This window comes from Labrys sp. F242, assembly GCF_057813875.1.
The window spans coordinates 1,633,170-1,646,356 of the sequence record NZ_JBVASG010000001.1; the positions used below are offsets into that span (position 1 = coordinate 1,633,170).

Annotated in this window: 11 protein-coding genes, 1 tRNA gene and 1 pseudogene; 6 read left to right on the plus strand and 7 right to left on the minus strand. The window is 59.1% G+C overall.

All coding sequences use genetic code 11. The features are described from left to right. Positions 1-9 precede the first annotated feature (9 nt). The 3 genes from glpD to mazG all read right to left on the minus strand — a co-directional run bounded on the left by glpD (position 10) and on the right by mazG (position 3,840). Positions 10-1,539, minus strand: a complete 1,530-nt coding sequence (gene glpD, locus ACZYTC_RS07580) for a glycerol-3-phosphate dehydrogenase (RefSeq protein WP_488989237.1) — start codon at positions 1,537-1,539, stop codon at positions 10-12. 511 nt (positions 1,540-2,050) lie between these two features. Next, on the minus strand, positions 2,051-2,854 hold the full coding sequence (locus ACZYTC_RS07585; protein WP_441771881.1) for a DeoR/GlpR family DNA-binding transcription regulator: 804 nt from the start codon (positions 2,852-2,854) through the stop codon (positions 2,051-2,053). A gap of 143 nt (positions 2,855-2,997) precedes the next feature. After that, positions 2,998-3,840, minus strand: a complete 843-nt coding sequence (mazG, locus tag ACZYTC_RS07590; RefSeq protein WP_434956665.1) for a nucleoside triphosphate pyrophosphohydrolase — start codon at positions 3,838-3,840, stop codon at positions 2,998-3,000. A gap of 355 nt (positions 3,841-4,195) precedes the next feature. Between mazG and ACZYTC_RS07595 the strand changes: the two genes are divergently transcribed. Together ACZYTC_RS07595 and ACZYTC_RS07600 are read left to right on the plus strand one after the other, a co-directional pair. Beyond that, positions 4,196-4,286 (plus strand) — tRNA-Ser (locus tag ACZYTC_RS07595). Between the two features lie 122 nt (positions 4,287-4,408). Beyond that, positions 4,409-4,690, plus strand: coding sequence for a hypothetical protein (locus tag ACZYTC_RS07600; protein ID WP_488989238.1), 282 nt, complete (start codon positions 4,409-4,411; stop codon positions 4,688-4,690). A gap of 5 nt (positions 4,691-4,695) precedes the next feature. Here ACZYTC_RS07600 and ACZYTC_RS07605 read toward each other — a convergent pair whose 3' ends face one another. Next, positions 4,696-5,460 (minus strand): outer membrane protein, encoded by a 765-nt coding sequence (locus ACZYTC_RS07605; protein ID WP_488989239.1) that lies wholly within the window; start codon positions 5,458-5,460, stop codon positions 4,696-4,698. Positions 5,461-6,007: 547 nt separating this feature from the next. Between ACZYTC_RS07605 and ACZYTC_RS07610 the strand changes: the two genes are divergently transcribed. Continuing rightward, a complete protein-coding gene (locus ACZYTC_RS07610) occupies positions 6,008-6,376 on the plus strand; it encodes a helix-turn-helix domain-containing protein (protein ID WP_488989240.1) in 369 nt (122 codons plus the stop codon). Positions 6,377-6,703: 327 nt separating this feature from the next. Then, a pseudogene (locus ACZYTC_RS07615) lies at positions 6,704-7,651 on the plus strand (helix-turn-helix domain-containing protein); the annotation flags it as partial. A gap of 841 nt (positions 7,652-8,492) precedes the next feature. Here the strand turns inward: ACZYTC_RS07615 and ACZYTC_RS07620 are convergent. Further along, positions 8,493-8,621 carry a YgdI/YgdR family lipoprotein gene (locus ACZYTC_RS07620; RefSeq protein WP_245197435.1) on the minus strand — a complete coding sequence of 43 codons (129 nt, stop codon included), beginning with the start codon at positions 8,619-8,621 and terminating at the stop codon, positions 8,493-8,495. Positions 8,622-9,154: 533 nt separating this feature from the next. Here ACZYTC_RS07620 and ACZYTC_RS07625 point away from each other — a divergent pair. After that, the gene (locus tag ACZYTC_RS07625; RefSeq protein WP_434956662.1) at positions 9,155-10,696 is read left to right on the plus strand and encodes a hypothetical protein; all 1,542 of its coding nucleotides are present in this window, start codon (positions 9,155-9,157) and stop codon (positions 10,694-10,696) included. A gap of 263 nt (positions 10,697-10,959) precedes the next feature. Here the strand turns inward: ACZYTC_RS07625 and ACZYTC_RS07630 are convergent, their stop codons facing one another. Next, entirely contained in the window at positions 10,960-11,400 is a 441-nt protein-coding gene (locus ACZYTC_RS07630; RefSeq protein WP_434956661.1) for a hypothetical protein, read from the minus strand. A gap of 419 nt (positions 11,401-11,819) precedes the next feature. On the opposite strand from ACZYTC_RS07630, the gene ssb reads away from it, so the two are divergent. Continuing rightward, positions 11,820-12,311, plus strand: a complete 492-nt coding sequence (gene ssb, locus ACZYTC_RS07635) for a single-stranded DNA-binding protein (protein ID WP_149255008.1) — start codon at positions 11,820-11,822, stop codon at positions 12,309-12,311. Between the two features lie 139 nt (positions 12,312-12,450). On the opposite strand, the gene ACZYTC_RS07640 is transcribed toward ssb, so the two are convergent. Further along, complete coding sequence (locus ACZYTC_RS07640; RefSeq protein ID WP_441771877.1) at positions 12,451-13,086, minus strand: MarC family protein; 636 nt, start codon at positions 13,084-13,086, stop codon at positions 12,451-12,453. Positions 13,087-13,187: the final 101 nt, after the last annotated feature.

Genomic DNA, 13,187 nt, shown 5'->3' on the forward strand with positions numbered 1-13,187 from the left:
AGAACGAGTTCAGTGGGGAACGGGCGCCTTCTGCCTGGCGGCGAGATAGGCGGAGATGTCACCGGCCACCTCGGGCGGCAGATGCAGGCCGAGCTTGGAACGGCGCCAGAGAATGTCCTCGGCGGTCACGGCCCATTCCTGGTCGGCGAGATAGTCGATCTCGGCGGCCGTAAGGCCCTTGCCGAAATCGCGGCCGAGATCGGCCATGCTGTTGGCGCCTTCCAGGAATTTGAGGACGCGCGTGCCGTATGCCTTGGCAAGACGCCGGGCGAGGGCAGGGGACAGGAAGGGCTTGCGCGCCATCAGCGAGCGGATGAAGGCGTCGAGATCGGCGTTGGGCATGTCGCCGCCTGGCAGGGGCGCGTCCGCGGTCCAGGGCTTGCCCCTGGCGCCAAGCGTCTTCTCGATATGTTCGAGGATCGATTCCGACAGGCGGCGATAGGTGGTGATCTTGCCGCCGAAGATATTGATCAGCGGCGCACCGTCGATCATTTCCTCCTTGATCACATAGTCGCGGGTGGCTGCCTGGGCGGCCGTGGCGTGATCGTCATAGAGGGGGCGCACGCCCGAATAGGTCCAGACGATATCGGCGGGCGTGATTTCCTTGGCGAAATACTCGCTCGCCGCCTTGCACAGATAGTCCGTCTCGCTGGGCGTGATCGCGACCTTGGCCGGGTCGTCCTTGTAATCCTGGTCGGTGGTGCCGATCAGGGTGAACTCGTCCTCATAGGGAATGGCGAAGATGATACGGCCATCGGGGTTCTGGAAGATGTAGCAGCGGTCGTGGTCGAAGAGCTTGGGTACGATGATATGGCTGCCCTGGACCAGGCGCACCTGGTTCGGCTCCTTGTGCGCGACCACGTCCGCCAGCACCTTGTCGACCCAGGGACCAGCCGCATTGACGACAAGGCGGGCGGTGACCTCGTTCTCCGCACCATTGGTCTGATCCAGCAGCCGGAGGCGCCATAGGCCGCTGTCGCGACGCGCAGCGACGACCTTGCAGCGAGTGCGGACGACGGCGCCGCGGTCGGCGGCATCGCGGGCATTGAGGGCCACGAAACGGGCGTCATTCACCCAGCAGTCGGAATATTCGAAGGCCTTGGAGAAGATCGGCTTCAACGACTTGCCGGCCTCGTCGCGCCGAAGGTCCAGCGTCCGGGTGGGTGGCAGCTTCTTACGGCCGCCGATATAGTCGTAGAGGAAAAGGCCGATCCGCAGCATCCAGGCCGGGCGCAGGCCTTTGAAATAGGGCAGCACGAAACGCAGCGGGTGGACGAGGTGTGGGGCGTTGTGCCAGACGATCTCGCGTTCGGTGAGAGCCTCCCGCACCAGGCGGAACTCGTAATATTCGAGATAGCGCAAGCCGCCATGAATCAGCTTGGTAGCCTTGGAGGACGTGCCGCTGGCCAGATCGTTCATCTCGGCCAGATAGACTGAATAACCCCGCCCGACGGCGTCGCGGGCAATGCCGCAGCCATTGACGCCCCCACCGATGACGAAGACGTCGAAGATGTCGTTGGAGGATGCCTGCTCGCTCATCGGGCGACACCGCGGATCGTGACGGCAGTCAGGATGTCGATCGGGCGTGGCGAGATGGCTTGAACCATTGCGTTCCGTCTCCCTGCATTTCGCCCCTCATCGGCGAGGGCGTCATATTCGGGAGGCATGTTGGCGCGGTTTGGTATTTTCGCAATAGAAAATTTTACCTTTCGTTTCCCGGAAAACGAAAATGACAAACTGTTCCAAAAGTGAAACCTCTTTGAGGCGTCAATAATAAGATACCGACAGCATATGAGAGATTTCTTGGTTTAGGCTGCGGATTTGGCCCGCACACGTCGCATCGTGGATAGTTTAGGTAAAATAATAGGGACTCGAATGTTCCTTCGAATTTTAAATCACAATCAATGGGTGTTGAAATTTGAATCGTCGCGTGACTGTTATTTTCGCAATGCTCCAATTCGAAAGGAGCCGCGGGCTGTTTTTTTCATGACAAACTGTGTCACAAATCAAGCCGGCCCTCTTCGAGGACGGCCCAACACAGCGATGCCGGTCAGGCGCTGGCGATATGAAGCTCCGTGCCGCTGGTCGCCAGCAATTCGGTGAGCGCCCGAGGCGGCGCCTTGTCGACGAAGACGGCGCTGACTTCGGTGATCGACGCCATGCGCAGGAGTGGTCTGCGCTGGAACTTGGTGTGGTCGGTGACGAGATAGGTCTTGCGCGCATTGTGCAAGATGGTCTGGGCGGCGCGGATCTCGTCATAGTCGAAATCGAGCAACGTGCCGTCGGTATCGATGCCACTGATGCCGATGATGCCGATATCGACACGAAATTGACTGATCATGTCCACGCAGGCCGGGCCGAGCACGCCGCCGTCGCGGTTGCGCACCGAGCCGCCAGTGATGGTGATCTCGAAATCGGTGTGCCGCGAGAGAATCGTCGCCACGTTGAGATTGTTGGTGATCACCCGCAGATCCTGGTGATGGATCAGCGCGGCGGCCACCGCCTCGGTGGTGGTGCCGATATTCATGAAGATGGAGACATGATCGGGTACGTGGCGCGCCACCAGCTTGGCGATCTGCTCCTTCTCCGCCTGGTTCATGATCTGGCGGGCACTGTAGTCGATATTGGCGACGCTGGAGGGTAGGCCGCCGCCGCCGCGATAGCGCGCCAGCCGCCCCTCGTCACTCAAATCGTTGAGATCGCGCCGGATCGTCTGAACGGTGACATTGAACCGGCCCGCCAGCATTTCAACGCCGACGAAGCCGTGCTGACGCACCAGATTGACGATGGCTTCGCGTCGTTCCTCAACGCTAAGAGCTGCGGATACATCGGCGGGCGGCGGGCTGGACGACATGGCGGATCACGCGAAGACGAGGAATGCAGGTGAGCCTGGTTTGTCGCATGGAATGCCGTTTGCGGCCAGTGAGCCCATGCGGGCGCCGGCTATGCAGGCCTGCCTCGGTGGGGCGGCACGCTTCTCGGCAGAAGGAGCGGGGCTTATAGGCCCGCTCGTTTGGCCTCGTTCCACAATCCGTCCATTTCTTCCAGGCTCGACTGGGCCGGAGCCGTGCCCTTCTCGCTCAGGCGAGCCTCGATGAAATGAAAGCGCTTCTCGAATTTAGCATTGGCGCCGCGCAGCGCACCTTCTGCGTCGACATGAGCATGGCGGGCAATATTGGCGACAGCAAAAAGCAGATCGCCGATTTCAGCCGCCAACGCGTCTTTGCCGGCTCCCTCGTCGAGGGCGGCCTCGATCTCGTCAGCCTCTTCGCGCACTTTGGCGAGCACCATGCGAATGTCGTTCCAGTCGAATCCGACCTTGCCCGCCTTCTCCTGCAGCTTGACCGCCCGCGTCAGGGCCGGCATGGCGGCGGGAACGCCTTCGAGGGCACTCGTCGGGCCAACCGGCGGATGGCGGTGCGCGCGTTCGGCCTTTTCCTGCGCCTTGATCTCCGCCCATAGTTTCTTCACCTCCGCCGGCGGCAGGTTCCGGGCCTCGCCGAAAACATGCGGATGGCGACGGATCAGCTTGGTGGTGATCGCCTCGACGACATTGCCGAAATCGAAAAGACCTTCCTCGCGTGCCATCTGGGCGTGAAACACCACCTGCAGCAGGAGATCGCCAAGCTCGTCAGTGAGATCAGCCATGTCGCCGCGCTGGATCGCATCAGCGACCTCATAGGCTTCTTCGATCGTATAGGGGGCGATGCTGTCAAAATCCTGTTCAAGATCCCAGGGGCAGCCGGTGCCGGGAGTGCGCAAGGCGGCCATGATATCGAGCAGGCGCTCGATGTCCCGACTGGGAGCAACGGCAGTACTCGATTTGGCGGTGCTGTTCATCCAGGTCCTCCCACGGCTTCCGAAAGCGCCTTGCGATTGGACGGAATCACCTGGAACCGCAAAGGCGCATCGAAACAAAGAGCGTTTTGCTAGAGCGCACTGTCCTCTAAAGCAAACGGGGTTCGAACGGAATGCTCGTCGTGCCGGTGCCTCGTTTCGCCGCGCTTGTGTCTTCCTCGACATCTCTGCCGGGCTTGAGCGGGCTTTTGCGTGTCAGATCGGTGATTTTCACGCTCCGATCGGCTGCGACTGAGACCGAAGAGATCGCGCAGATGACAGTACCCGTCACAAAGCTTGGGGCTCGTTGCGATTTTACCTTGATTGCCGGAACGGGATTGTCTATCCGGAGGGCATTGGAGACGTGGCCGAGAGGCTGAAGGCACTCGTTTGCTAAATGAGCATACCCCACAAGGGTATCCAGGGTTCGAATCCCTGCGTCTCCGCCACCCCCCTTCCCATGACATCCATATTGCCACGCAAGGGATGCAATCGAAGAGGCCATAGCGTCGCGCATCGCTGACGGCGAAGATATCCCGCCAGCCGATCGTGTGGAGCCCCGGAGCGTCACATGGTTCGACCCTACCTGGGGATACAGCTGAAAGTGCAGCTTTACACGGCTCTTCGTGCGGCCGGCATCACCCGCGCGGAACTGGCGCGCCGGCTTGGCTGGCAGCGGGAGTCCGTGGACCGCCTATTCCGGCTTGATCATGCGTCAAAGCTTGATCAGATCGATGCGGCGTTTGCTGCGCTGGGGCTGAACATAGAAATTCAGGTGCGGAGTGGCCCGGCCGCCCGATCGGGTGGAGCGGCGGCCCTGCCGGTGACTGCGCCGACAGGAGCACTTAGCTAAGGCGATCAGAATTTGTAGTTGACGCCGAGGCGTACGACGTTTGTTGTGACGTCGTGCTTATGCGAATAGCAAAGATCGGTAGCGAAGTTGTTGCACGAAGATGATTTTGTGCTTCCAAAGTCGGCATAGAGGTATTCAAGCTTCACTGACCAATGATCGTTAATTGCTTGCTCGACGCCGGCCCCAATGGTCCAACCGGATTTGAATTCCGATTTTGACACACCCTGGAAACTACCCGGATAAACTGACGAGTCACGAAAATCCAACTGTGTTCCCGCCCAACCGCCGGTGGCATAGATGAGTGTCTGATCAAATGCATAACCAAGGCGAACGCGGGCGGTATATAATCCCGTCGCTTTTCCAGTCTGGGTAACCGAATTGCTAGGGAAATCGGGGAGAAGGCTGCGGGTTTTGGAGAATGATTTCTGGTAGAAGTCGGCATCAGCTTCTGCACCGACTACGAAATGCCCTTGCTGCCAATTGTAGCCGATCTGAGCGCCGCCAAGGAAACCGTCAAGGTCGTAAGAGTGGTTGGTGAGCGACTGCCGTAGCGCAATAGCGTCAGGGTCATCGCCTCCGCTGGTGTGCCGCCACCCTTCTTCAGACTTGATCATGGCATACCCGGCGTTCACGCCAGCATAAAAGCCCGTCCAACTGAAGGGCGCCGCTACCGGTGAAGTTGGCTCAATGGCTGCTGGCGCGAGATCCGCAGCCATAGCCGAAACCGAGAGGCACACCAGAGCAGAAGCGGCGAAGAGAAACTTGCGCATGGCTACAATCCAAGAGAGTACTCCCCATCAATAACTTTAAGAGGAGATAAAATCTGTTGCCGATTGGCAACATTTCGAAAAAATTATGTGTATTAATATTTGAAAATTCCTATGTCGTAGAGAAAAATACAATATTTATAGTATGTTTTGCCGTGTTCGTGGGCATAGTTGGAATAACAAAGGCGAAGAGCCCTGATGGGGCCAGTTTTTTCCTCCTATTAAGAAACGGCGAGCGGGGTTGATCACAAGACGGCGTCCTCCCTTCGCGCATCTGGGGAAATTCCCCAGATGCCAACTCAGCACTAGGTAGAGCGCAACGGCACGACATACCTTCAAGATACGTCAAACATCGGCCGGGCGCGGGCTGGCCGCTCGGAGTCCCCGGTTACGCCGGCCGGGGCGGTTGCTCCCTTTAGGTGACGCTCGCGATGCGCACAAAGTGTCATCGCCTCAATGTATCCACGTGATGTCGTGTCGCGTTTGTACATTTTCGGGAACATTCATCTTATCGAACAGTTATCGGATCCTCTTTGATGAGGATTTCTGAATGAAAAAATCAAAAGGCAAGGGAACTGATGGCGGCCCACCGAAGAGCGCCCTTACGGTAACATCAGACCTTTACTATAGAATGAGAGCAGATACGCAAAGATCGCTGAAGCGGCAACAATTGTCGGACAGCAAGTCCCCGCCAGCCAGAGCCCGCTCACAAGACGCGGCCGAAAGATCTCTTTTGTCCATGAGAGAGGATATGGGGCTCTCGCGTGAGAAGCTAGCCAGTTTGGCGGGTGTATCTGTCGCCGATATTTCCCGAATTGAATACGGTGACACAGGTCTGCCGCTTTCAATATACCTTAAGCTGGCCGAAATACTTAATGTAAGCGTCGATCAATTCAAATACGATCGACATAAATATTAAAATATACTCCTATATGTATGTTTATTTTGGAAAAAATATGAAAGTTATTTAGCAAATACACCGATACTATTTAATTATAGAGAGAATATTGGGAACTAAATTCAAAGATCTGTTCTGTGCGATAGTCTCTATCGCATGGATTTTGGGGCTCTTCTGCATCTGTTTTGCTATTTGGTCTCTGGTTTCATTTTCTTCAACTGCGCTAGCTTCACTTATACGCAGCCTGCGTGACCACTGACTCACGTTGGGGATTCCCAAGCAGTCGAAAGTCTGAATCTATGGGCCCTTGAATGGAGGGGGTGAGCATGGGCTTGGCGATCGGCTTGGCGAGCGGATTATGACGGAGCGGCGTTGCGGCGATTGGCACGGACGTCGAGAAGTGGGAACCGAGCGCGGCGCCTGCTGGCCTTGGCCGCGATTTACGACGGCGGGAGCCGGAGCGCGGCAGCACGGATCGGCGGCGTGGGCTTGCAGATCGTGCGTGACTGGGTGGTTCGGTCCAATGACCGTGGCCCGGGCGGCCTCCTGGATGGCAAGGCCTCCGGCCCTCGATCCCGGCTCAACGATGCCCAGCGCCAGGCGCTGGTCGAGATTGTGGAAAGTGGCCCGATCCCAGCGATCCATGGCGAGGCTTTGCCGCCGAGTTGGCAAAGGTCAGGGCAACCCTTCCGAAGGGCACGCCCATAGAGATATGGTTTCGCTGCGCGTCCTCCGGATCAGGACGAAGCGCGCATCGGTCAGAAGAACAAGATCACTTGGCGCTGGGCGCGGCGCGGAACCCGACCGTCTGCGCCGAAGGATCAGAGGACCAAATCGGCCTACGTCTTCGGCGCGATCTGCCCTGAACTGGGCAAGGGCACCGGCCTGGTCCTGCCCTTCTGCAATACCCAAACCATGTCGCTGCATCTGGCCGAAGTATCGTTGGCTGTCGCGCCCGGCGCTCACGCGGTCGTGCTGGTGGATCAGGCTGGCTGGCACACAACCAACAAGCTTGGGATGCCCGGCAACATCAGCATCATCTCGCTGCTTGCCAAATGGCCCGAGCTGAACCCGGCTTTCGCGAAGCGAAGGCGCTTCGCTGTCGCCCGAGGGGTCGAGAACATCTGGCAGTTCATGCGCGAAAACTGGCTCTCCAACCGCGTCTTCACATCCCACGACAATATCGTCGACCATTGCTGCCAGGCCTGGAACAAGCTCATCGACCAGCCTTGGCACATCATGACCATCGGACGTCGCAAAGGGCCTATGGGTTCTGATCAGCGCAGGTTGGTATAAGCTGCCGATCCGGATTCGATTCCGTGCGTGGCTGCCATCGTCGCCGATTCGCGGGCAGGGGGAATCCACACAAATTTGGAGTCCATATCGTCCCTAAAACCCGAGTTTTCAGTGGGGAAGAAAGTAGGGAAGCGGTTTAATGGTAATAAAATATATCAATACAAACAAATCAATAGAAGAATTTTTAGGCGCTGCGTCTCCGCCACCCCCCCGTTCATTCAGATATCTGCTCGACATGTTCTGACTTTGTCTTGGGCCGATCGGTATCGTGGGGGCGTGATGGCCCCCTGTTCACCCGATCGTCGTCGCTTGATCGTGAGAGGCGTATTTGCTTTGTGGTATTATGATGCGTCCAGCCTGGCGTAAATCGATATAATTCGACCTTCACTTCCTAAAGGGAGTTTGGGCTATGGACAGGTAGATTTTCCATGTAGCATCGTTATGCTAACAATGCCGTTCAAGAGTTTACGGGTGTTATTTCTGCCGGGCGACGATAGCAAGGCTAGTGTCCAGGCGCAGACTTATCTCGCGAAAGCTTAACGGAAAACAGAACTTTTTTGGGGAAGGAGAGTGCGCTCTCTTTCCCCGTATTTCTTTTAAATAGGCAATTCATCCCAGTGCATCCGCGGGGCGGGAGACGGATGCCGTAATGCGGGCCAGTCGGCAGCAGGGTAGCGAATCGGCGCCCGTGGACGTCTGGACAAAAGAAAACCCCACCGGATGGCAGGGTGTTCGTGCAGGCTAAAACCTGATGGAGGCTGCTCATGCCCTGCTACACCGCGCAAATGCCACCTCGGGCGCTCGGGTGTTGGGCTAAACGCTTACGAGCAGTGTGCCGGGCTCAGCGCGGGAACGGCGTATCCGGCCCGACGACGTAAGCCGGACGGCGGTCGGCCTGGCCGTAGTCACTGGCGCAGGCTGCCAAGCCAGCCAGGACGAAAACGGCGGTGAGGATCTTGAGAATTGTCATTGTCGCTTCCATTTTTTCGGACAGCAGCGATGTAGGTCTAACACCGAACCATTACCGAGGGCACTTTTGTTTTCATCGCATAATGCTGCGAAACCGTAAACGTTTCATGCTGGCAATCCCGGTTCTTGCCGTTTTTTTGACCTCTTGTCATGTATCGATTGAAGGCTGGTGCTAGGGTGCTACCACTGAGTAGTGGTAGCCGCTCGACTGCCATCGCGACGCTCTTGCCGCAATTCTCTATCCAGGAAGGTTTGTGACGCACGGAACTGTCCGCTGCCCCATCCATGATCCATAACAGCCATCAGGATGGCTCGCCTGCAGCGTGATAAACGCTCCCGTCACGGAGACTATTGAATGTGTCATGTGCGTTTCGGCACCTCGTTTCCGATCCTGACGGGGCCTAGTGCCGCTGTGCCGGTTCACAGCCGGTCCTGAACGTCCACCGCTCTTTCATCGACCCAAGCGTGCGCACCTCATGATTTTGCGTTAAGAGTGCGCCGCGAAACGGCTTCCCACCCACTGAAGGAAACTCCATGCAACTTCTTCGCATGAAACGCCGCAGTCCCGCCGCCAGGCTGGCCTTTCGGAGCACGCTACTGGCCGCGACGCTGCTGAGCGCTCCCGCCTTTGCGCAGGGCGTATCGGCGGATGGCGCCAAGCAACTGCAAGACAGCCTGGCCAAGACGTTCGGCAGCGGCCTTTTCGAGAAGGGCATCCTGTCCATCACCCCGCAGGGCAGCGCCTATGCCGTGAAGCTTGATCTGGCCTCCACCCTGGCCCAGCTCAAGGGAGCCGGCGTCACTGCGAGCTTCGATCCGATCACCTATCTGGCCACACCCAATTCGGACGGCACCTATGCGGTGACCAGCGATTCGCCGATCAACTACAATTTCAGCGGCACACAGGGCGACAAGCCTTTCGCCATGAAGGTTGCGGCGCCTTGCAAGTCGGCAGGCGTGTTCGATCCGAAGATCTCGACCTTCTCGACCTATGAAGTGACCTGCGCCTCGATGGCGATGGACATGGAGGATCCCGAGAGCACCGTGACCGCGAGCATGGGCGCGATCACCTCCAAGCTGACCGGAACCGCCGGCAGTGGTGGGGGCGTCAACATCAGCACCACCGGCTCGGCCACCGATTTCGTCGAGAACATCGTCGGCAAGACCAAGCCCCTTACCATCAAGGTTTCGGCCAAGTCGCTGGCCTCTGATGGAAAGGTCGACAATCTCCAGCTTACGACAGTGCTGGAATTCATTGGCATGGCCGCCAATTCCAAGGATCCCAAGGAATTGATCGGCAAGCAGGCCGAGATCAAGCAGAAGCTGACTGCAGCCCTGCCACTGTGGAACAACCTGTCCGGCACGACCAAGCTGAATGAGGTCACCGTCGAGACGCCGTTGGGTCCGGTCAAGCTCGGAAGCCTGAGCTACGGCGTCGGCATGACCGGCGCGGTCAAGGATGCCTCCTATGGCATTGACATCAAATATGATGGCTTGGCGTTGCCGCAGTCCCCGGCCATTCCGGGTTGGGTGGCTCCGCTGGTTCCGGGCGAGGGCAATATCGACGTGAAGTTCGAGGGCGTCGACCTCGAGGCCATCGCCAAGCTGGCGATCGAGAATTTCGATGCGAGCAAGGATCCGCCGATCCCCAACGAACTGACGCCGCAATTCCTGGCTCTCTTCATGGCCGGACAGCCGCATGTGACCCTGGCGCCCAGCACCTTCACCGCCCCGGCCGGAGCGGTGAGCGCGGAAGGCAAGATGAGCGTCATGCCGAGCCAGAAGGGCAAGGTGACGATTTCGGCCACCAATCTCGACCAGATCATTGCGGCCGTGAACAACGCCCAGGTTCCCAACAAGGAATCGGCCCTGATGGGCATCGCCCTGATCAAGGGGCTGGCCAAGACCGGTGCTGACGGCAAGGCCGTCTGGGACGTCGACTTCGACGCGGCAACCAAGGCCGTGAGCGTCAATGGCCAGGTGCTCAGCGCCGGCAACGGCGGTGGAGCCGCACCTGGTGCCGGCGGCGGTGACGAAGGCGGCGACGATGAAGGCGAGGGCGACAACGCTCAATAAGGAGCGATTGTCGATCCCAAGGTCGATGCAATGAATGGGGGCAGGCGCGAGCCTGCCCCTTTCGTTTGGAACCAACGGCTTTTCGCCAACGAGACGGAATCGCCTGGACTTGTAGAGACGTGCCGGAACGCAGCGTTGGGACAAGCGTTAGCATGTGAACACGCTTTGCTCGCGGCCAACGCCAAAGGGAGAGATCGAGAGCCAAAGAAAAACCCCCGCGGATCGCTCCACGGGGGTGATGATTTCGGCCTCGAAGGAAAGGCTTAGTCGGCCTTGGCTTCACCAGCCGCTTCGGCCGAAGCCGGCTGCTGGGTCGGTTCGGCGGCGCGCGCATTGTGCATCGGGCGGATCGTCTGGAAGGAGGCGCGCTCCTGAACTGCCGGACGGCCGGTCAGGCTGACGACGTCACGGCGGATCGAGGCGATCAACTCGCGGATGGAGCCGCTGTCGCCGTCGGGACGATATTCCTCGCCGAGCACGTCCAGCTTGGCGCAGAGCTCGACGGCGTTCTTGGCGGGGGCGCGGGAGATCGAATTGGCGATGGAGCGCAGCTCGGAGACCAGTTCGTCGCGCAGCCCCTTCTGGTCATCCGCATCGATGATCGGGGAAGCGAGCATGCCGCGCAAAGCGGCGCGCCGCAAACCCAGAGCCGCTACCGTGTTGGCTCCGTCGGTCGCTTCGCGCTGTTGTCCTGGTCCTGCCATTTTGCTGCCCTCGTATGGAACTAAGAATGAGTGTGCGGCTCCCCTGCACGCCCAATGTGGCGAAAGAGCGATGACGGAAAGCGCGGTTCTGATTTTCGACCTGCTTGTTGGGCAAGTTATCGGGCAAAGGCAAGGTTTTCTTGGCCAGATGGCGCAGATTCCCACATGATTCGAGGCGGAACGACAGACTGCGGTGTGGTGTGGTCTTTGGGGCGGTTTGGTAAGCGGATCGTTAAGGCGGGTGCTTGCATTCCGCGAACAAATGTGGAACAAAACTAATTGTGCACGAAGCCAATTCCCTTGCAGGCGTGGCGCCGGGAGCATGCTAGAGCAGAAATGATGGAGGCGCCTTTCGGGGGGCCATGGGGCGTGCAGGGCGGTTCGGCCGGCACGCTGTGAAGCGAAGGAAGGAAGCCTCGATGTCGGGCTCGGTGAACAAGGTCATTCTGGTCGGTAATCTCGGCCGCGATCCTGAAGTGCGGCGGCTCAATTCGGGCGAGCCGGTCGTCAACCTCCGTATCGCCACGACGGAAAGCTGGCGCGACAAGGCCACCGGCGAACGCAAGGAGAAGACCGAGTGGCACAGCGTGGTCATCTTCAACGAGGGGCTGGCACGCATCGCCGAGCAATATCTGAAGAAGGGTGCCAAGGTTTACCTCGAGGGCCAGCTGCAGACCCGCAAATACAATGACGCTTCGGGCGTGGAAAAATATTCCACCGAGATCGTGCTGCAGCGCTATCGCGGTGAAATGACACTGCTGGACTCGCGCGGCGGCGGTGGGCAGGGTGAGGGCGCCCGGGACTATCAGGGCAATGATTTCGGCTCGTCGAGCCCGATGGAGCGCCGTCCGGCACCGGCCGGTTCGAGCAAGTTCTCCTCGGCCGACATGGACGACGACATCCCGTTCTGACGTCGGAACAGACCTGTCGACAAGGTGCCTGAAGCGCCGGTCACGTCTCGTGGCCGGCGTCTTGCTTTTTGTGCGCGATCGAAGGCTCGATCATCGCCCTGCCGAGACGGAGAAATGGTGTCGAACGCAGTGCGGGCCCTTATCCGGTCACGATCGCCCTGACGCCATCGACGATGAACTGCACCGCCAGGGCCGACAGGACGATGCCGAGAAGTCGGGTCAGCACGACATTGCCGGTGATCCCCAGAAGCTTGTTGATCACGCCGGCAAGGCGGAAGGAGACGTAGCAGCAGGCCGTCACGAAGGCGATGACGAGGAACAGGGATGCGAATTTGGCCGGCTCGCCATGGGTCTGGGCCGATAGCAACATGACGGCCGTGATGGCGCCGGGACCGGCAATCAAAGGGATGGCGAGCGGGAAGGCAGCGACATTGGAGATGAAGTCCTTGGTGATGGCGGTCTCCGCAGTCTCGTTCTTACGCATGGTGGAGCGGTCGAACACCATTTCATAGGCGATGGCGAAGAGCAGCAGGCCGCCGGCGATACGGAAGGCCGGCGTGGTGATGCCGAGCAGCCTGAGAAAGGGTTCCCCGGCGATGGCAAAGAAGGCGAGCACGCCGAAGCCGATCACGCTGGCGCGCCAGCCGACCGAGTGCTGCTGCTCCTTGTTCATGCCGCGGGTGACGCCCAGGAAGATCGGGCCGAGGCCGGGCGGGTCGACCACCACCAGCAAAGTGACGAGAGCGGCGGTCAGATAGTCCAGAATCGACGTCATCACGCCCCTCGACCGATCATTTGCACGCGCCAAGATTGACGCTGCGGCCCAGCCTGAATATGGCTGTGCCTTCCGCTTGCGGTCGAGAAAAATCAAGCCGC

What these genes read in the sequence shown, in the direction of transcription:
- ssb (WP_149255008.1), top strand. Translation starts at nt 11,820, where the DNA reads ATGTCGGGCTCGGTGAACAAGGTCATTCTGGTCGGTAATCTCGGCCGC.
- ACZYTC_RS07630 (WP_434956661.1), bottom strand. Translation starts at nt 11,400, where the DNA reads ATGGCAGGACCAGGACAACAGCGCGAAGCGACCGACGGAGCCAACACG.
- ACZYTC_RS07625 (WP_434956662.1), top strand. Translation starts at nt 9,155, where the DNA reads ATGCAACTTCTTCGCATGAAACGCCGCAGTCCCGCCGCCAGGCTGGCC.
- glpD (WP_488989237.1), bottom strand. Translation starts at nt 1,539, where the DNA reads ATGAGCGAGCAGGCATCCTCCAACGACATCTTCGACGTCTTCGTCATC.
- ACZYTC_RS07610 (WP_488989240.1), top strand. Translation starts at nt 6,008, where the DNA reads ATGAAAAAATCAAAAGGCAAGGGAACTGATGGCGGCCCACCGAAGAGC.
- ACZYTC_RS07600 (WP_488989238.1), top strand. Translation starts at nt 4,409, where the DNA reads ATGGTTCGACCCTACCTGGGGATACAGCTGAAAGTGCAGCTTTACACG.
- ACZYTC_RS07620 (WP_245197435.1), bottom strand. Translation starts at nt 8,621, where the DNA reads ATGACAATTCTCAAGATCCTCACCGCCGTTTTCGTCCTGGCTGGCTTG.
- ACZYTC_RS07640 (WP_441771877.1), bottom strand. Translation starts at nt 13,086, where the DNA reads ATGACGTCGATTCTGGACTATCTGACCGCCGCTCTCGTCACTTTGCTG.
- ACZYTC_RS07605 (WP_488989239.1), bottom strand. Translation starts at nt 5,460, where the DNA reads ATGCGCAAGTTTCTCTTCGCCGCTTCTGCTCTGGTGTGCCTCTCGGTT.
- ACZYTC_RS07585 (WP_441771881.1), bottom strand. Translation starts at nt 2,854, where the DNA reads ATGTCGTCCAGCCCGCCGCCCGCCGATGTATCCGCAGCTCTTAGCGTT.
- mazG (WP_434956665.1), bottom strand. Translation starts at nt 3,840, where the DNA reads ATGAACAGCACCGCCAAATCGAGTACTGCCGTTGCTCCCAGTCGGGAC.